The sequence below is a fragment of the Streptomyces sp. NPDC054975 genome (assembly GCF_053609105.1).
Genome location: NZ_JBSGWV010000013.1, coordinates 1 through 17,899, shown reverse-complemented (window position 1 = coordinate 17,899; position 17,899 = coordinate 1). Strand labels below are relative to the sequence as shown.

13 protein-coding genes are annotated in these 17,899 nt (G+C 73.3%); 5 read left to right on the top strand and 8 right to left on the bottom strand.

Going from position 1 to position 17,899, the window contains the following annotated elements; genetic code table 11:
• Window positions 1-51 precede the first annotated feature (51 nt).
• The 3 genes from ACWF79_RS15135 to ACWF79_RS15125 all read right to left on the bottom strand — a co-directional run bounded on the left by ACWF79_RS15135 (window position 52) and on the right by ACWF79_RS15125 (window position 3,711).
• A complete protein-coding gene (locus tag ACWF79_RS15135) occupies window positions 52-591 on the bottom strand; it encodes an FBP domain-containing protein (RefSeq protein WP_453728555.1) in 540 nt (179 codons plus the stop codon).
• Between the two features lie 28 nt (window positions 592-619).
• Window positions 620-2,110 carry a MocR-like transcription factor YczR gene (yczR, locus tag ACWF79_RS15130; RefSeq protein WP_453728554.1) on the bottom strand — a complete coding sequence of 497 codons (1,491 nt, stop codon included), beginning with the start codon at window positions 2,108-2,110 and terminating at the stop codon, window positions 620-622.
• Between the two features lie 260 nt (window positions 2,111-2,370).
• Entirely contained in the window at window positions 2,371-3,711 is a 1,341-nt protein-coding gene (locus ACWF79_RS15125; RefSeq protein WP_453728553.1) for a DUF6777 domain-containing protein, read from the bottom strand.
• Between the two features lie 107 nt (window positions 3,712-3,818).
• On the opposite strand from ACWF79_RS15125, the gene ACWF79_RS15120 reads away from it, so the two are divergent.
• Window positions 3,819-5,156: a streptophobe family protein gene (locus ACWF79_RS15120; protein ID WP_453728552.1), complete on the top strand. Its 1,338-nt coding sequence runs from the start codon at window positions 3,819-3,821 to the stop codon at window positions 5,154-5,156.
• 30 nt (window positions 5,157-5,186) lie between these two features.
• Here ACWF79_RS15120 and ACWF79_RS15115 read toward each other — a convergent pair whose 3' ends face one another.
• The 3 genes from ACWF79_RS15115 to ACWF79_RS15105 all read right to left on the bottom strand — a co-directional run bounded on the left by ACWF79_RS15115 (window position 5,187) and on the right by ACWF79_RS15105 (window position 9,635).
• Window positions 5,187-6,194, bottom strand: coding sequence for a serine/threonine-protein kinase (locus ACWF79_RS15115; protein ID WP_453728551.1), 1,008 nt, complete (start codon window positions 6,192-6,194; stop codon window positions 5,187-5,189).
• Window positions 6,194-6,841 carry a hypothetical protein gene (locus ACWF79_RS15110; RefSeq protein ID WP_453728550.1) on the bottom strand — a complete coding sequence of 216 codons (648 nt, stop codon included), beginning with the start codon at window positions 6,839-6,841 and terminating at the stop codon, window positions 6,194-6,196. The genes ACWF79_RS15115 and ACWF79_RS15110 overlap by 1 nt, the downstream gene beginning before the upstream one ends.
• A gap of 127 nt (window positions 6,842-6,968) precedes the next feature.
• Window positions 6,969-9,635, bottom strand: coding sequence for an FHA domain-containing protein (locus ACWF79_RS15105; RefSeq protein ID WP_453728549.1), 2,667 nt, complete (start codon window positions 9,633-9,635; stop codon window positions 6,969-6,971).
• Window positions 9,636-9,738: 103 nt separating this feature from the next.
• On the opposite strand from ACWF79_RS15105, the gene ACWF79_RS15100 reads away from it, so the two are divergent.
• The 3 genes from ACWF79_RS15100 (at window position 9,739) to ACWF79_RS15090 (ending at window position 13,035) form a co-directional block, all read left to right on the top strand.
• Window positions 9,739-10,359: a TetR/AcrR family transcriptional regulator gene (locus ACWF79_RS15100; protein WP_453728548.1), complete on the top strand. Its 621-nt coding sequence runs from the start codon at window positions 9,739-9,741 to the stop codon at window positions 10,357-10,359.
• A 103-nt stretch (window positions 10,360-10,462) separates the two neighbouring features.
• Window positions 10,463-11,161, top strand: a complete 699-nt coding sequence (locus ACWF79_RS15095) for a ThuA domain-containing protein (RefSeq protein WP_453728547.1) — start codon at window positions 10,463-10,465, stop codon at window positions 11,159-11,161.
• A 482-nt stretch (window positions 11,162-11,643) separates the two neighbouring features.
• Entirely contained in the window at window positions 11,644-13,035 is a 1,392-nt protein-coding gene (locus tag ACWF79_RS15090) for an NADP-dependent succinic semialdehyde dehydrogenase (RefSeq protein WP_453728546.1), read from the top strand.
• A 157-nt stretch (window positions 13,036-13,192) separates the two neighbouring features.
• Here the strand turns inward: ACWF79_RS15090 and ACWF79_RS15085 are convergent, their stop codons facing one another.
• Together ACWF79_RS15085 and ACWF79_RS15080 are read right to left on the bottom strand one after the other, a co-directional pair.
• Window positions 13,193-14,206 carry a PHP domain-containing protein gene (locus tag ACWF79_RS15085; protein WP_453728545.1) on the bottom strand — a complete coding sequence of 338 codons (1,014 nt, stop codon included), beginning with the start codon at window positions 14,204-14,206 and terminating at the stop codon, window positions 13,193-13,195.
• A gap of 9 nt (window positions 14,207-14,215) precedes the next feature.
• Complete coding sequence (locus tag ACWF79_RS15080) at window positions 14,216-16,375, bottom strand: SpoIIE family protein phosphatase (protein WP_453728544.1); 2,160 nt, start codon at window positions 16,373-16,375, stop codon at window positions 14,216-14,218.
• 348 nt (window positions 16,376-16,723) lie between these two features.
• Here ACWF79_RS15080 and ACWF79_RS15075 point away from each other — a divergent pair.
• On the top strand, window positions 16,724-17,899 hold a 1,176-nt coding region (locus ACWF79_RS15075; RefSeq protein WP_453728650.1), incomplete at its 3' end, for a BTAD domain-containing putative transcriptional regulator.

Sequence of the window (17,899 nt, the reverse complement as noted above, 5' to 3'; positions counted from 1 at the left end):
CCGCACGGCGCCGGCCCGTGGGCGGCAGGCGGATCAGGGCCGGGACAGGTCTCAGCCGCCGGTCACCTTGGCGAGGAACGCGTCCAGGTTGGCCGTCAGCCGCTCGATGCGCGCCTCGGCCGTCAGGGACTCCTCCTGGCGGCCGCCCCGCAGCTTGGGTAGGCGCTTGCCGCGGACGTAGAGGGAACAGGCCAGGTCGGCGCAGACGTAGATGCCGACCGTGTTCCCCTCGCGTCCGCGGACGCCGGCGAGCGGGGCCGCCAGCAGGGTCACACCCGACGACGCGTGGCCCGTCAGGCAGACCTGGCACAGGCTGGACTTGACCGCGCTGGTGCGGCTCGTGGCGGGCACCCGCAGGCTGATGCCGAGCGGACCGTCCTCGCGGGGCACCACGAGATGCGCGCGCAGTGGCGCTCCCGGGTCGACCCAGCCGAGGAAGTCGAGGTCCTGCCAGGGGAGTTCGGCGAAGTCCAGCGGAAGCTTGAGCCTGCCGGCCTCGCCCTTCGTGCAGTTCACGAACGACGAGCGGATCTGTTGGTCGGTGAGAGGTTCCACTCGGTGGACCGTACACACATCATGCGGGCACGGCATCCGGATTTCCCCGGGGCCGACCAGCGGCTCAGGCCACCCAGTCCGGCAGGTCGGGGTCCGACAACCGCGCCGGAGCCCCCGCCAGCGCGGCGGCCAGACGCTCGGCGGCCGTGTCGTAGACCTCCGGCGGCAGCGCGAAAGGCAGCCGGAGCCGGTGTTCGTGCGTACCGACGTCCACGCCGAACCGGGCTCCGCCCTCCACCCGTACGCCGTGCCGCAGCGCCCGCACCGCCAGCGAGGAGGCGATCGGACGCCCCAGATCGACCCAGAGGCACAGCCCGCCGGGCGGGAGTGTCCAGCGCCACTCCGGGACATGGCGGGCGAGCGCCGTGGTCAGCGCCTCGCGGCGTAGCCGCAGCTCCGCGGCCCGGCGCGGCAGGATCGTGTCCAGCCGGTCGAGCAGCTCGGCGGCCACCAACTGGTCGAGGACCGAACCGGCCAGATCGGCGGTGATGCGGACCCGCGCCAGCTCGGTGATCACCCCGGACGCCGCCCGGACCCAGCCGACCCGCAGACCGCCCCAGCAGCTCTTGCTGAGCGAGCCGACACTGATGACCTGCTCGCTGTCGCCGGCCGCCGCTGCCGCGAACGGCCGTGGGGAGGGCACGTCCAGGGCCATGTCGGTGAGCGTCTCGTCGACCACCAGCCACGTGCCGGTGGCCCGCGCCGAACGCGCCACCTCCCGGCGCTGCGCGTCCGGCATCAGCTGCCCGGTCGGATTGTGGAAGTCCGGGATCAGATAGGCGAGTCGGGGCGCCGTCTGCCGTAGCGCCGCGTCGATCAGCCCGCTGTCCCAGCCCGCATCGGTGACCGGTACGGGTGTGAGGCGCAGGCGCCGGCCGCGCATGGCGTCCAGGGCGTTGGTGTACGACGGGTTCTCCGCCAGCGCCCGGTCGCCGGGGCCGCCGAGCAGCGCCAGCGCCAGGGCCAGGGCCTGCTGGGCGCCGGTGGTGACGAGGATCTGCCCGGGGAGCGTGGGAAGCCCCCGGCGCGTGTAGCGGTCGGCGATCGCGGCGCGCAGGTCAGGGAGGCCGAAGGGGTGGTACCCCTGGGAGAGCGCGTAGCGCGGCAGTTCGGCGGAGGCGGCGGCGAGCGCCTCGGCGAGTTCGGCGGCCGGAGCCTCGGGCGCGGCGAGCGCGAGGTCGATGGCGTCCTCGGAGGAGCTGTGGAAGGCGGCCAGACTGGTCGGGGTCTGGCCGTCCGGGAGCGCGGTCCATGTGCCCGCGCCCCGGCGGCTGTGGGCGTATCCGCTCTCCCGCAGCAGGTCGTACGCGCCGGTCACGGTCGTACGGCTCACGGCGAGCGCCGTGGCGAGCTCCCGTTCGGCGGGCAGCCGCATGCGCAGGGCGACCCGCCCGTCGAGCAGGGTCTCCCGGACGGCCCTTGCCAGCTCCCGGTAGCCGAACCTGCCCTCGGGCGGCCGTGTCAGGAGGGCCGCCAGTTGGCGGCCCGTCAGAGTGCGGTCCGCCGTGTGGACCACCGTCCCGACCACACTGCGGACCACTCGACCCTCTGCCATGCCAATCACTCCTCATTGGCTCTGCTGTCCAGGCCAATAAGGCTACAGACTTCCGGTCAGTGGTCTGGAGACCATGGAGAGGGGAACTGCGATGCGTGCACGTCTCACCGACCGTGACGAGAGGCTGTGGCAGAGGCGGGCGGAGGAGCGCCTCGCGGAGCCCCTGCCGATCGGAGATTGGATCCGAAAGCTCGTCGCGGTCATGGTTCCGGGGCGGCGCCAGAAGTGCACGGCCCGCCCCGGGGTGATCGGATCCCGCCTCAGGACTCCGGGATCGACTCCGACGTGACCGCCGTCTCCGGGCTCACGGACGACGGCGTGCCGTTCGTCGCCGTCCCGTCCGTGGTCGTGCCGTCCGTCGTCGTCTCCGTCCGCGGGCTCGGCGTGTCGGGCGACTCAGGAGACTTGGGCGACTCGGACGTCTCGGGGGCCGGCGAGGACGGCGGCGAGTCCGAGGGGCACGCCGAGGGAGTGACGCCCGCGGTGGGCGTGGGCGTGTCGGTACCCGTCACCGTCACACAGGGCACCGGCGAGTGCGGCGACGTCGACGGGGACTTCGAGCTCGGGGTCTCGGTCACCGAATCCGAGACGGAGGGGGACGGGGGTGCCGTCGGCGGGGTCGTCGGCTTGTCCTGCCGCCCCGTGTCGCCCGGCTCGCGGGCGAACCAGCCGTCCTTCTCGGGGTCGTAGACGACGAAGACGTTCACCACGGTCACGGACGGCGCCACGACGACCACCCGGGAGGGCTCGTAGCCGGCCCACCTGGTACCTGTCGTCTTCGGGTCCTTCTGGGCGACCGGCGGGGTCAGCGGATTTCCGCAGGCGCAGCGCACCCGGGGCACTCCCCGGTCGTCGACCATGACGGCCGTACCCGCCTGGAGAGTCGCCTGGTACGAATGGGCGGACCTGTCCCGGAAGCCGTGGTTGGTCACGCGGGTGTCGACCCGCAGCTGAAGCGGGGTCAGGGAGCGCAGATACCCCGGCACTTCGTTGGCCGAGATCTTCTGGACCTCGGCGAAGGCCGCGTTCTTGGCCGGCTTGTCGGCCAGGTAGCGCACCTGCTTCTCGACGTCGCAGCTCGCCGTGTTCCGCGTACCGCCGTACAGGCCCGCCGCCGAACCGGACACGCTGCGCGTGGCGGAGGCGTCCGCCGAACGGGTGGGGCTGGGCAGCGGGGTGGGGGACTGCGCCGCGGCGGCGGCGCGGGCCGTCGACTTGGTGAACGGGTCGGGGCCGGCGGCGGAGGCGTTCTGCAGGAACACCTCTCCACCGCCCGCGCCGACGCCGCCGTTGCCGTCCGGGCGGGTGAGGACGACCACCAGGGCCACGGCGGCGACCAGCACCGCCGTGATCGACGCGACCTTGGGGATGGAGCGCCACCAGGGGCCGCCACCGCCTGCGCCCGGGCCCCTGCCGCCGCCCGTGCTCCCGCCGCCGGCGCCGCCGGAACCGCCCGAGCCGCCCCCCGAGCCGTCGTGCGGCGGTCCGGGTGGCGGTGGGGGACCGGCCTGCCCCGGGCTGGTGCTCGGGCCCGAGAGGGGACCCGAAGGCGGACCTGAGGGAGGAACCGAGGGGCGGCCGGACGGCGGGTGGGAAGTCACGTTTTTCCCTTTCTTCCGTTCCGCGCCCATTGTGTGCGCGGAACGGGGCCCGTCCGCAAGCGGACGGCCATCCACAGGCCCTGCGGGCACCAACCACCGGTACTAGCGTGGTGAGCGTGAGCAGTCGGCTCCCCACCACGTCCCGCCCGGCGAACGACACCGGGCACCTCGTTCGCCACTGGGGCGAGGCGCTCGCGGCCGTCATCGCCGGGTTCCTCGCGATGGCCGTCGTCGCCGCGCTCGGCCTCTGGGCCGCCGGTGCCGCTGACCTGCCCGGCGGCTTCGTCAACGTCGTCGCGGCGGTCGTCGTCATGGCCGTCGGCGGCCAGATCGACCTCTCCGGCGACGCGAGCGCCCTCGCCGGCACCAACGCCGAACTGACCGCCATGCCCCTCACCGTCACCCTGGTGGGCGCACTGGTCACCGGCTTCTGCTTCCTTCTCCCGCTCCGCCACCACGCCGTCGCCCGGACGGGTGACCTTCTCGCCCGCGCCGCACGCACGGTCCTGCTCTGGCTGGCCGCGCTCGCCGGACTCTCCGCCCTCGCCCGACGGGACTTTCCCGTCTCGATCCCCGGCGGCCAGAGCGAGGACCCGATGTCGGACCTGTTCGGCGAGCTCCTCGAAGCCGTGAACCCCACCGTCGGCTTCCGCGCCGAACTGGGCCCCACCCTCCTCTACGGACTCCTGTGGATCCTGGGCGTGCTCCTGATCGCCCTGCTGGTCTCGCGCCGCACCCCGCTCCCGCCCCGGCTCGTCCGCCACCACGAAGCCGTACGGCCGGTCGCCTCCGCGATGCTGCTCCTGCTCCTCGCGTACGTCGTCGTCGGCCTCGCCATCGGAATCGTCGTGGCCGCCACGCGGGGCCACGCGGCCGAGACGCTCGCGGTCGTCCTGCTCGGCCTGCCCAACGTCAGCTGGCTCGCCCTCGGAGTCGGGATCGGCGGTTCCTGGCAGGGCACGGTCGAAGGACCCTTCGGGCTGCCGATGCCCCCGATCCTCGACGCGGTGCTCCGCACCGACACCGAAGGCCTGTCCACGGTGGACCTGTCCACCCTCTCCTCGTACGACTCCCGGGCCTGGTGGCTGCTGCCGGTTGCGGCCGTCCTCGTGCTGGCCGTGGCCTTCGTGGCCGCCGTCCGCTCGCCCGCCCGAACGCGGCTCTGGCAGCACGCCGTCCACCTGGGCGTGGCGTTCGCCGTGACCATGCTGGTCGTCGCCCCCGTCACGCTCGTCGAGGCCCGCTTCGGGCTCTCCATCCTCGGCATCGGCGAGCTCGAATCCCTCGGCGGCCAGGTCGTGCTGCGCCCGGACGTGTGGAAGACGGTGGGCCTCGCCCTGCTCTGGGGCCTCGTCGCCGGCTTCCTGGGCGGCCTCCTCGCCTCCGGCGTCCGCCGCCCAGGCGAGACGGACGCGACCCCGGACAAGCGTCCACAGGGCCGGTAGGCCGAGGGAGCCGAGGCGCTCGGCCCGGGCTCAGTACCAGTGGCCCGGCGGGTCCCGGAAGACGGGGCGGGCCCAGGCGGGCGGCAAGGGTGGCGGGGTCGGTGGCTCCGGGCCGCCGTGGTCGTCGGGACCGGGGCCCGGGCCGGGGCCACCCCGCTCCAGGGCCGCCCGCAGGGTGGCGACGAACTCCAGACACGTCCCGTACCGCTCCTCCGGCACCTTCGCCAGCGCCTTCGCGAGTACCTGGTCCGCCGCCTCGCTCAGCTCGGGCCGCTCGGCCGACGGCGGGGGCGGCGGATCGTACTGGTGGGCCCAGAGCAGCGCCATGTCGTCGTCGCGGCGGAACGGCGGCACGCCCGTGAGCGTCTCGTAGACCACGCACGCCAGGCTGTACACGTCGCAGCGGCCGTCCACCGGCTTCCCCGAAATCTGCTCCGGCGCCACGTAGTCGAGCGTGCCCACGAACTGCCCGACCGTCGTCAGACCGGTCAGCGACAGGGACTTCTTCGTGAGCCCGAAGTCGGTGAGATACACATGCTCGGGATGGTCGCGGTCGGTGCCCTCGGCGACCAGGATGTTGCCCGGCTTCACGTCCCGGTGCACCAGGTCGTGGGCGTGGGCCGCGTCGAGCGCCGAGGCCACCTGCACGGCGATCCGGCCCGCCTTCACCGGCGGCAGCGCGCCCTCGCGGTCCAGGAGCGCCCGCAGGTCCTGCCCGGCGACGTAGCGCATCGCGATGTACAGGACGCCTTCCGTCTCCCCCGCCTCGAAGACCGGGACGATGTGCGGATGGTCGATCGCGGCCGCCACCCGCGACTCGTGCGCGAACCGCTTGCGGAAGGTGTCGTTGCGGGCCAGTTCGGGCGCCAGCAGCTTCAACGCCACTGTGCGGTCCAGCCGTAGGTCGTGCGCCCGGTAGACGACCGCCATCCCGCCGCGGCCGATCTCGGCCTCGACCACGTAGTCCGCGATCTGCTTGCCGACGAGTCCCGACTCCCGGCCGGCGGGCAGATCCGTGTCCCGGGCTGCGCCGCCCATCAGCCGTCACCCGACAACTGCGTCTGGTTGACGACCTGCGTGGGCGGCGGGCCGGCGGGTGCGTCCCCCTGCTCGTCCTCCTCCTCCGAACGGGGTACCACGCGCGTCGGCTCGTGCACGGCGGCGGCGATCGAGGGCCCGGCCGAGGTCGCGTACGTACTCAGGGCCGTACCGTCGCTGTACACCCAGCGCTCGTGCTCCGCGTCGTACAGCCAGAGGGCCTCACCGTCGACCACCATCCCCACCCGCAGCCCGTGCGTCCGCCGCCGGAACGTGTCCCGGTCGCCCCGCCCGGCCGCCACTTCCTCCGCGGCCCGCCGATAGCGGCCGAGCGACTCCTCCGCCCGCGCGATCAGCGGCCGGGGGTCGGCGGTCCTGGCGAGCGGCTGACGGGCGACCGGCGGATCCACGGGTACGGAGACGAGCAACCGGGCGTCCACCCACGCGGACCAGCCGTTGGAGCACAGGACCTCTCCCCAGTCACCGACCCGCTGCATGAGCTGCACGGGCAGGAACGCGTCGAGGGGCACGGTCGGCAGGCCCGGATCGGGAGCTTCCCAGGCGGGCAGGCCGTCGCGCGGCACGACGTGGGTCGGCCGGAAGTCCGGTACGTCGTCCGGTACCGGGGGAGCGAACGGGATGCCCATGGACCGCCTGCCTTCACTGTTTCCGGAGGGGAAGTCGGATCCGACCGATCGGATGGTGGATATCGGGGGCTGGATATCGGACGTTGGATATCGGATCCTGGATCATGGATTTTGGATCCGATATCGCCTATTTCCGCATGATCACCGGCTCGTGGCGCCGCAACAGCCTCGCCACGAGGAAACCGAGCACGACACAGAGCACCACCAGCATCCCCATGTCGAACAGCCATGCGCCCAGGGTGTGGTCCATCAAGGGATCGGTCGTCTTGTCGCTCGGCGCGGTCCTCCCGATGTCGATGGTCGCTCCCATCGCCGCGAACGCCCACCGCGACGGCACCAGCCACGCCAGCTGTTCCAGGACCGGCGTACCGGTGACCGTGAGCAGCGCGCCGCAGAACACCACCTGCACGATGGCCAGGAGGACGAGCAGAGGCATCGTCACCTCCTCCTTCCGCACCAGCGCGGAGACGAACAGACCGAGCATCATCGCGGTGAATGCCAGCAGCGCGACCGCGAGTGTGAGCTCCACGAGCGGCGGCATGAGCACACCCTTGCCGCCCGGCACGTTCAGCGGGACCCCGATCAGCGCGACGAGCGTGAGCACCACCGCCTGGACGACCGTGATCAGACCCAGCACCACCACCTTCGACATCAGGTACGCGGAACGGGACAGGCCGACGGCTCTCTCACGCCGGTAGATCGTGCGTTCCTTCACCAGCTCCCGCACGGCGTTGGCCGCCCCCGTGAGCACCCCGCCGACACACAGGATCAGCAGGACGTTCAGTGTCGACTCGGGGTTGAGACTCCCCTCCGAGAGCGCGCGGGCCATCGCCCCCATCACGAACGGCAGGGCGATCATGATGGCCAGGAACGTCCGGTCGGCGGAGAGCGCCGCCGCGTACCGGCGTACGAGCGTACGGAGCTGGGAGCCCCAGCTCTGCGCCTTGGGCGGCGGACCGGGTTCCGGTACGGCGCCGGAACGCGTCTGGCCCGGCCGCTCCATCGCGTCGGCGATGTACTGCCGGTGGTAGCGCGACGAGCGGTACTGCCCCGCCCAGTCGCGCCCGCGCTCGGTCTCGAACGCCTCGAACGCCTCCGGCCACTGGTCGAAGCCGAAGAAGCCCAGGGTGTCGCCCGGCGGCCCGAAGTAGGCCACGCGGCCACCGGGCGCCAGCACCAGCAGCCGGTCGCAGACGTCGAGGCTCAGCACACTGTGCGTGACGACGACGACCGTACGCCCGTCGTCGGCGAGGCCCCGCAGCATGTGCATCACCGAGCGGTCCATCCCGGGGTCGAGTCCCGAGGTCGGCTCGTCGAGGAAGAGCAGCGAGGGCTTGGTGAGCAGTTCCAGGGCGACGCTGACCCGCTTGCGCTGGCCGCCCGAGAGGCTGTGGATGGGCTGCTCCGCCCGCTCGCCCAGACCGAGTTCGCCGATCACCTCGTCCACCCGCGCCCGGCGTTCGGCGGAGGCCGTGTCCTCGGGGAAGCGCAGCTCGGCGGCGTAGGCGAGGGCCCGCCGTACGGTGAGTTGCAGATGGAGGATGTCGTCCTGCGGGACCAGGCCGATGCGCTGGCGCAGCTCCGCGTAGTCCCGGTAGAGGTCCCGGCCGTCGTAGAGGACCGTGCCGTGGTCGGCGGGACGCTGGCCGGTGAGGGCGCCGAGCAGCGTCGACTTGCCCGAACCGGACGGCCCGACCACCGCGAGCAGGCACTTCTGCCCGACGGGGAAGGACACCTCTTCCAGCAGCGTCTTCCGGCCGTGATCGACGGTGACGGCGAGCTCCTGCACGTCGAGGGAGACCTCGCCGGTGTCGGTGAACTCGACGAGCTGTCCTCCGATGAGACAGAACGCGGAGTGCCCGATGCCGACGATGTCGTCCGGTGAGACGCGGGCCTCGGCCACGGGACGGCCGTTGAGGAAGGTGCCGTTGTGACTGCCCAGATCTTGGATCCAATAGGTACCGTCCGGGTGCGCCCGCAGTTCGGCGTGGCGTCGCGAGACGACGAGATCGTCGACGACCAGGTCGTTGTCCGGGGCACGGCCGATCCGCACGGTGCGCGTCGGCAGCGGCCGCACGGACGTGGGCTGCCGGAAGGTGCCGGTCAGGGCCGGATGGGAGACCGAGGACGGCCGGGGCGGGGTGCGCGGCGGCGCGGGGGCCGGCGGCCCAGGGGTCGGCAGGGGAGGCGGCATCGGCAGCGGTTCGGGCCCCGGTACGGGCGGCGGGGGAGCGGGGGTCCCGGGCCCTGGCTCTCGTACGAACGGCCCAGCGGCGGCCTGGTCCAGGCCCGGCTCCGCTCCTGGCGGTTCGGGGACCTCGCCTACCGGAACCTCGGGCGCCGGAACCTCGCGCACTGGAGCCTCGGGTGCCGGAGCGTCGCGCGCCGGAACCTCGCGCACCGGAGCCTCGGGCGCCGAAACCCCGGGTGCCGGAGCCTCGGGCACTGGTGGAGGAGGTGGCGCATTCGATGTCGCGGTGCCCGAGAGCACGGCGCGTGGGCCGTCCCCGGGATGTCCGAACCGTATGACCGTCCCCGGACCGACGTCACGTACGGCGACGCGATGGCTGTCCGCGAAGGTCCCGTTGGTGCTGTCCTCGTCCTCGAGCGTCCAGTGGTCGCCGACCGCCCGCAGCACCGCGTGGTGCCAGGAGGTGCGGTCGTCGTGGAGGACGATGTCGCTGGTGGGGTCGCGCCCGATGCGGTAGGCCCGGCTCGGACTCATCACGGTCGAGTCCCCGTCGATCTCGAGGACGAGCTCGGGTGCGGCGGGCGCGACGGGCCGCTGTCCCATGCGTGAATTTTATCTTCCGGGGCCGATCCGTGCCTGCGAGAGCCGCCGGTATCGTGGACGCCTCCAGCGCGACCCGAGGACGCGACCCAAGGAGGGGCCACCCGTGCCGAAAGGTGTCACCAGGCGTCGGCCCCGGACCAGGGCGGCCCTGCTCAAGGCCGCTCTGGAGACCTTCGCCGAGCACGGCTTCCACGCCACCTCCATCGAGCAGATCTGTGAGCGCGCCGGTTACACCCGGGGCGCCTACTACTCGAACTTCGCCAGCAAGGAAGAGCTTTTTCTCGCCCTCTTCGACGAGCACAGCGAACGGACCGTGCGGCGTCTCGCGGAGGCCGTCGACACCCTCTCCGCCGAGGACCACACCCTGGAGCGGCTTGCCGAAGTCGCCTCCCGGATCGAACCGGACGAGCGCGACTGGTACCTCGTCACCACCGAGTTCACCCTGCACGCCATCCGTGACCGGCAGGCGGCCTGGGTGCTCGCCCGGCACGACGCCCGGCTACGGGCCGAGATCGCACGGGGCGTCACGGCCATGCTCCGCCGGGCCGGCCGTGAACTGACCGTGGACGCCGACCGGTTCGCCCGGATGCTGATCGCCCTGCGCGAGGGTGGACTCGCGCAGAGCTATGTCGAGCCGGAGGAGTTGCCCCCGGGCAGCCTGGAACGGGACTTCCTCGCCCCGCTGTTGGCGGCCACGACCCGCGAGATCGACGGCGGCGGGTAGGAAGCCGGTCCCCCGGCTCATCGCCGGCCGTGGTTGCGGCCCGGGGGAGCCGGTGGCTACGGTCGGCGGAGTAAGCGCTTACTGCCTGTGGGGAGCTGACCTCGTGCCGATCGCCGACGTCCTGATCTACACCCGTACCGCCGGCTACCGCCACGACTCGATCCCGGCCGGAGCGAAGGCGCTGGCGGCGCTTGCGGAGGCGGCGGGGTACGAGGCCGAGGTGACCGAGGACCCGGCGGCCTTCACGCCGGAGCGGCTCGGGCGGTGCGCGGCGGTGGTCTTCCTCTCGACGACCGGCACCGTGCTGACCGCGTCGGGCCGGGCGGCGTTCGAGGCGTACGTCGTCGGGGGCGGCGGCTTTCTCGCGATCCACGCGGCGGCCAACGCGGAGCCCGACTGGCCGTTCTACGGCGAGCTGCTCGGCACGCGCTTCGACGGCCACCCGGAGATCCAGCCGGGCGTGGTGTGCGTGGAGGCCCCGGACCACCCGGCGACCACCGAGCTGCCGGGCCGGTGGGCCTGGACGGACGAGTGGTACAACTTCACGTCGAACCCCCGGAACGCGGGTGTACGGGTGCTGGCCCGCGCGGACGAGTCGACGTACCGGGGCGGGACACTGGGCGAGGACCACCCCTTGGTGTGGTGCCGCGAGGCGGGCGAGGGCCGGGTCTTCTTCACGGCGTTCGGGCACGCGGCGGAGGCGTACGAGGACGAGACGTTCCGGGGACATCTGGCGGGGGCGCTGCACTGGGTCTCGGACCCGGGGTCCCCCGGCCGGTCCCCGGACCGCCGAATCCACTGACGCGCGCGGCCCGCCTCGAGCCGGTGCGCCCACCAGGCCGGTACGCCCCCGAGCCGGTGCGCCCACCAGGCCGGTACGCCCTCGGGCCGGTGCGCCTACCAGGCCGGTACGCCCCCGAGCCGGTGCGCCTACCAGGCCAGTACGCCCCCGAGCCGGTGAGGCCACCAGGCCGGTACGCCCCCGAGCCGGTGCGCCCACCAGGCCGGTACGCCCCCGAGCCGGTGCGCCCACCAGGCCGGTACGCCCCCGAGCCGGTGCGCCCACCAGGCCACTACGCCCCCGAGCCGGTGCGCCCACCAGGCCACTACGCCCCCGAGCCGGTGCTCACCAGCCCGGTGGCCCCGAGCCGGTACGCCCACCAGCCCGACGCGCCCCCCGTCCGACACTCCCCGCCCCCGTCACTCCCGCGCCCCCTCCCCGATTGCGGTCCGGGCGCGGGCGCGGGAGGGTGCCTGTGGGGCGGACGGGCAGGAGGAGTCCAGATGGGGATCGCCACCGTGAATCCCGCCACGGGCGAGACGCTGCGTACGTATGACGCGCACGGTCACGACGAGGTGGAGCGGCGTGTCGCCGCCGCGTACGAGACGTTCCGGCAGTACCGGGCCACCTCGTTCGCCGAGCGTGCCCGCCTCATGCGCCGTGCCGCCGACCTGCTCGACGAGGACGCCGAGGACGTCGCCCGCACGATGACCACCGAGATGGGCAAGACGATCACGGCGGCCCGCGCGGAGGCGGCCAAGTGCGCCAAGGCGATGCGCTGGTACGCCGACCACGCCGAGGCCCTGCTCGCCGACGAGCACCCCGCCCCTGCCGACGTCCGGGACTCCGGCGCCGACACCGCCCGCGTCCACTACCGGCCCCTCGGCCCGATCCTCGCCGTGATGCCGTGGAACTTCCCCCTCTGGCAGGTCATCCGGTTCGCCGCGCCCGCCCTCATGGCCGGGAACACCGGGCTCCTCAAGCACGCCTCCAACGTGCCGAGGACCGCCCTCTACCTCGGCGACCTCTTCCGCCGGGCCGGCTTCCCCGAGGGCTGCTTCCAGACCCTCCTCATCGGATCCGGCGCCGTCGAGGCGGTCCTGCGCGACCAGCGGGTCGCCGCCGCCACCCTCACCGGCAGCGAGTCGGCCGGCCGCTCGGTCGCCGCCATCGCGGGCGACGAGGTCAAGAAGACCGTCATGGAGCTCGGCGGCAGCGACCCGTACATCGTGATGCCGTCCGCCGACGTGCCCCGTGCCGTCAAGACCGCCGTCACTGCGCGCGTCCAGAACAACGGCCAGTCCTGCATCGCGGCCAAGCGCTTCATCGTCCACGGCGACGTCTACGACGACTTCGCCGAACGCTTCACCGCCGCGATGAGCGCGCTCACCGTCGGCGACCCGCTCGACGACTCCACCGACGTCGGGCCGCTCGCCACCGAGCAGGGGCGCGCCGATCTGGAGGAGCTCGTCGACGACGCCGTACGCAAGGGCGCCACGGTCCTCTGCGGCGGATCCCGCCCCGAGGACCACGCGCGCGGCTGGTTCTACCTGCCGACCGTGCTGTCCGGCATCACCCCGGAGATGCGTATCCACCGGGAGGAGACCTTCGGCCCGGTCGCCACGCTCTACCAGGTCAGCGACGCCGAAGAGGCCGTGGCCGTCGCCAACGACTCGCCGTTCGGGCTCAGTTCGAACGTGTGGACGCGTGACGACGCGGACATCGCCTTCTTCGTACGGGACCTGGAGGCCGGCGGCGTGTTCGTCAACGGCATGACGGCCTCCCACCCCGCGCTCCCCTTCGGCGGCGTGAAGCGCTCCGGCTACGGTCGCGAGCTCTCCGGCCACGGCATCCGCGAGTTCTGCAACGCCACCACGGTCTGGCAGCGGACCTGAGCCCGAGCCCTAGCCACCTCGGACCCGTGCCCTAACCACCCGGACCCGAGCCCTAGCCAACTCGGACCTGAGCCCTAACCCGGACCCGAGCCCTAGCCGACTTGGACCTGAGCTCCAACCACCCGGACCCGAGCCCTAATCACCCCGGACCCGAGCTCTAACCACCCCGCGTCCACGCCAACAGCTCGTCCGCCGAGAAGGTGTTGACGACCCGCTCCGCCGGCACCCCGCACTCCTCCGCCCGTGCGCAGCCGAAAATCTGCCACTCCAGTTGACCCGGCGCGTGCGCGTCCGTGTCCACCGCGAACCACACCCCCGCCTCCACCGCCTGCCGCAGCAGCCGGCGCGGCGGGTCGAGGCGCTCCGGGCGGCTGTTGATCTCCACGGCCGTCCCCGCCTCGGCGCAGGCGGCGAAGACGCGCTCCGCGTCGAAGACCGACTCGGGACGCAACCGACCTCCACTCACCAGCCGCCCCGTGCAGTGGCCGAGGATGTCCATCAGCGGATTGCGCACCGCCTTCTCCATCCGCCGGGTCATTGCCGGCGCGTCCATCCGCAGCTTCGAGTGCACGGAGGCGACCACCACGTCCAACCGGTCCAGGAGTTCCGGCTCCTGGTCCAGCGAGCCGTCCTCCAGGATGTCGCACTCGATCCCGGTCAGCAGCCGGAACGGTGCCCACTCCTCGTTCAGCCGTGCCACCACGTCCAGTTGCTCGCGCAGCCGCTCGGGCGAGAGACCGCGTGCCACCTTCAGACTGGGGGAGTGATCGGTCAGGACCGCCCAGTCGTGGCCGATCCGGGCCGCCGTCCGGCCCATGTCCTCGATGGTGCTGCCGCCGTCCGACCACTCGGAGTGGAGATGGCAGTCGCCCCGCAGCGCCGCCCGCAGCGTCTCGCCGCCGGTGACGCCCGGCACGGCGATCTCGGCCTCCAGGCGCGCCAGATACTCCGGCACCCGCCCCTCCAGGGCCTCCTGGATCACGGCCGCCGTCTTCGGCCCGATGCCCTTGACCGACTCCAGGGTCCCGGCCGCCGCACGCCGCTGCGCCTCACCGTCCGCCATGGCCGCGACGGCGGCGGAGGCGGTACGGAACGCCCGTACGCGGTAGGTGGGCGCCTGCGAGCGCTCCAGCAGGAAGGCGATCCGGTCCAGCGCCGCCACGGGGTCCATACCCGCTCCTCACCACTCACTCTCGCCCGGCGACCCGGGCAGTCCGTGCGATCCGGGCGACCGGGACGGGTACGGGGGGTGGGACGGGGAAGGCGACGACCCCGCCACGGCCCCCGCGTGCACCGGGCCGATCTCGCACCACACCGCCTTGCCCTCGCCGCGCGGCTCCACGCCCCACCGCGACGACAGCGCGTCGAGCAGCAGCAGTCCGCGCCCCGAGGTCGCCGCCTCGCCGGGGGTACGACGCCGGGGCCAGGCGCTCGACCGGTCCTGGACCGACAGCCGTACCCGACGCACCGGTTCCGGCAACACCTCCAGGGTGAGCACCGCGCCGCCCTCCGTGTGCAGGAGGACGTTGACGAGCAGCTCTCCGGTCAACAGCTCGGCGTCGTCGGCAAGTTCGGCCATGTTCCAGTCCCGCAGCGCCTGGCCCACCGCGGCCCGCGCGTCCGAGAGGCCCTGCGGATCGGCCTGGTGGATGTACTGGTGGATGCGTGGCGCACGCGGAGTGCCCGGGTCCGGACTGCGCCGCAGCACCAGCAGGGCCACGTCGTCCCCCGCGCCCCAGCGCTCCCACAGCTGCTCCGACAGGTGGTCCGCGAGCGCCTCCGCCTCCGGCGGGCCGCCGCTCATCGCCCCCGACAGCGCCTCCAGGCCGGACTGGATGTCCGAGCCCGGCTGCTCGACCAGCCCGTCGGTGTAGAGCACCAGCGTCTCGCCCGGGACGAGGTCGAGCCGCGTCTCCGGAAACTCCTCGTCCCCGAAGACCGTCGCCAGACCGAGCGGCAGCCCGCCCCGCAGCTTGGGCTCGCCGACGCGGCCGTCGGTGTGCCGGATCAGCGGCCCCAGATGTCCGGCGCGCACGGCGCGCACCGTACCGGTGCCCAGGTCGACCTGGGCGTAGGTGCAGGTCGCGAAGCGGTTGGTGTCCAGCTCGGCGAGGAAGCGGGAGGCCCGCGCAAGGACGGTGGAGGGCGCGTGGCCCTCACCCGCGTACGCCCGCAGCGCGATCCGCAGCTGTCCCATGATCGCGGCCGCGTGCGTGTCGTGGCCCTGGACGTCCCCGACCACGACCCCGACCCGGCCCCGAGGCAGCGAGATCACGTCGTACCAGTCGCCGCCGACCTGCCGGCCGCTCCAGGCGGCGTGGTAGCGGACGGCGATCTCGCCTCCCGAGATCGCCGGGATGCGGCGCGGCAGCATGGTCTCCTGCAGCCCCGTCGCCAGCTCCCGCTCCTCGTCGAAGAGGATGGCGCGCTGGAGGGACTGCGCGACGATCGCGGCGAGGCCGAGCAGCAGGTTGCGCTCGTCGGCGTTGAAAGAGGACCGGCGCCGGTAGAACAGCGCCATCCCGCCGAGCGACCGGGCCTGGGCGACGAGCGGCAGGTAGCAGGCGGACGTGAACTTCAGCCGCTCGATGTACGGGGCCAGTTCCGGATAGTCCCCTCCGAGGGAGGGGAGCGCGGACACGAACCGCGCCCGCCCGCTCAGCACCGCCTCAGCGAGGGGCAGCCCGCGGTCCAGCCGGTGCGAACGGAAGTCGTTCAGGGCGTCCAGGGACTCCCCGCTGAGCGCGATGATGTTGAGCGAGCCGCTCTCCACCAGTCCGAGCGCGAGCCCGTCCGCGCCGAGCCGGGCGAGCCCACCGGGGCCGGTCATGGCCGCCGTCACGTCGTCGACGGTCACCGCACGGGACAGCGCGTGCGTGGTCCGCTCGACGATGCTCGTCTGGACCTCGCGGCGCTTCTCCAGGTCGAGGACGAAGGCGGAGTGGGCGACCTCGGCGGTGGTGTCACGGACGATGCCGACGATCCGGTGGGCCCGCCGGTCAGGGGTGCGCAGGATCCGCGCCTGGACGTGCGTCCACTGGGGTTTCCCCTCGGGCCCCTCGATCCGGAAGTGCGCGGTGTACGAGGTCTCGCCACTGGTGATCGCCGCCCGCACGACCGCCTCGAGCCGGGCGCGCTCCGACGGGTCGAGGCCCCGGACGAGCGAGGCGGGGCGTCCGTCGAACTCGCTCGGATCCACCCCGAACACCAGCAGCCCGGCCTCGTCGACGTCGATGGTGCCCGTGTCGAGGTCCCAGTCGAAGCTGCCGGTCCGATTCATGGCGAGCCGCTCGGTGGGCCCGATCTCGCCACTGCGCGTGCGCCGGTCGTCATCGGTCATCCTCACCATTGTCGAACCCGCACCCCTCCGACGCCATGGCGGCGACACACCGAGTGCTTGAGTTGTGACCGACGGGGGGCGCGGCGGTGGGCCGGCCGGGCGGCTGGCGGGCCCAGGCAGGCGGGAGCCTGAGGTCGGGGCGCACGACGCCCTCCGGCGGGACGGGTGAGAGCCGTGAGATGGGGGCGGGCCGTAGGAGGAGGCGAGAGCCGTGGGACGAGCGCGAGCCGTAGGACGGTCGAGAGCCCCGGGACGGCTGGGGTGCGAGCACGAGACGGGTGCAGGGGCTGGATGAGGGAGACACGAGACGGGCGCAAGGGCCGGACGAGGGAGAATGAGCCGGTGATCATCCGGTACCGCGTCCTCGGCCCCTCCTTGGCCTTCCGGTCCGACGGCGGGGAGGCCGTCCTCAGCGGCGCCCGCCTCCGGGCCCTGCTGGCGGCGCTGGCGGGCGCGGCCGGGCGCGTCCTCCGGACGGGTGAGCTGATCGAGCTGATCTGGCAGGGTGACCCGCCCGGGGACGGCACCGAGGCGCTCCAGGCGCTGGTCGGGCGGCTCCGCCGGGCCCTGGGGCGGGACGCGGTGGACTCCGTCGCGGGCGGGTACCGGCTCGCCGCGCGGCGCGAGGACGTCGACCTGTACGTGTTCGAGCGGCTGGCCGCCGAGGGCGCGGAGGCGCTGACGGCCGGGGAGGCGGAGCGGGCGGCGGCACTGCTCGACGAGGCACTCGGGCTGTGGCGCGGGCCCGCGCTCGCCGATCTGCCGGGCCGGGACGGCGACCCCGTCGTCGTACGGACGGAACAGCGGCACGCGCAGGCCCGCAGGGACCGGCTCGCCGCCGCCGTGGCGCTCGGCCGGGCCGCGACCGCCGTGGCCCCGCTGGAGGCCCTCGCGGCGGAGCATCCCCTGGACGAGACCGTCCAGGCGCTCCGTATCCGTGCCCTGCGGGGTGCCGGGCGCGGGGCCGAGGCGCTGCGCGCGTACGAGGAGGTCCGCACCGTGCTCGCGGAGCGCCTGGGCACGGACCCGGGTTCCGAACTGAGGGAGCTGCACGCGGAGTTGCTGGCGGGCGACGGGTCCGAGGCGGCTCCGCCTCCCCGGCTTCCCGCCCGGGCCACCTCGTTCGTCGGACGGGAGAGGGAACTCGACGTGCTGGTCGCCGAGTTGGCGCAACGGCGGCTGATCACCCTGATCGGGCCCGGCGGCGTGGGGAAGACGAGGCTGGCCTTGGAGGCCGCCGACGTCCAGGCGCGACGGTGGCCGGACGGAGTGTGGTCCGCCGAACTCGCCTCCGTACGCGAGGATTCCGAGGTGACATCCGTCGTCCTCACCGCTCTCGGCGGCCGTGAGACACAGCCGTGGGGTGCCGCGTCCCGGGATGCGCTCACCCGTCTGGTGGAGCACTGCGGGCAGCGCCGGATGCTGCTGGTCCTGGACAACTGCGAGCACGTGATCGGCGCGGCGGCCCAGCTGGCGGAGGTGCTGCTGGCCCGCTGTCCGGGGGTGTCGGTCCTGGCGACGAGC

Coding starts and splice junctions, on each gene's coding strand:
- ACWF79_RS15135 (WP_453728555.1), bottom strand. CDS start 591: ATGCCGTGCCCGCATGATGTGTGTACGGTCCACCGAGTGGAACCTCTC.
- yczR (WP_453728554.1), bottom strand. CDS start 2,110: ATGGCAGAGGGTCGAGTGGTCCGCAGTGTGGTCGGGACGGTGGTCCAC.
- ACWF79_RS15115 (WP_453728551.1), bottom strand. CDS start 6,194: ATGGGCGGCGCAGCCCGGGACACGGATCTGCCCGCCGGCCGGGAGTCG.
- ACWF79_RS15110 (WP_453728550.1), bottom strand. CDS start 6,841: ATGGGCATCCCGTTCGCTCCCCCGGTACCGGACGACGTACCGGACTTC.
- ACWF79_RS15105 (WP_453728549.1), bottom strand. CDS start 9,635: ATGGGACAGCGGCCCGTCGCGCCCGCCGCACCCGAGCTCGTCCTCGAG.
- ACWF79_RS15090 (WP_453728546.1), top strand. CDS start 11,644: ATGGGGATCGCCACCGTGAATCCCGCCACGGGCGAGACGCTGCGTACG.
- ACWF79_RS15085 (WP_453728545.1), bottom strand. CDS start 14,206: ATGGACCCCGTGGCGGCGCTGGACCGGATCGCCTTCCTGCTGGAGCGC.
- ACWF79_RS15080 (WP_453728544.1), bottom strand. CDS start 16,375: ATGACCGATGACGACCGGCGCACGCGCAGTGGCGAGATCGGGCCCACC.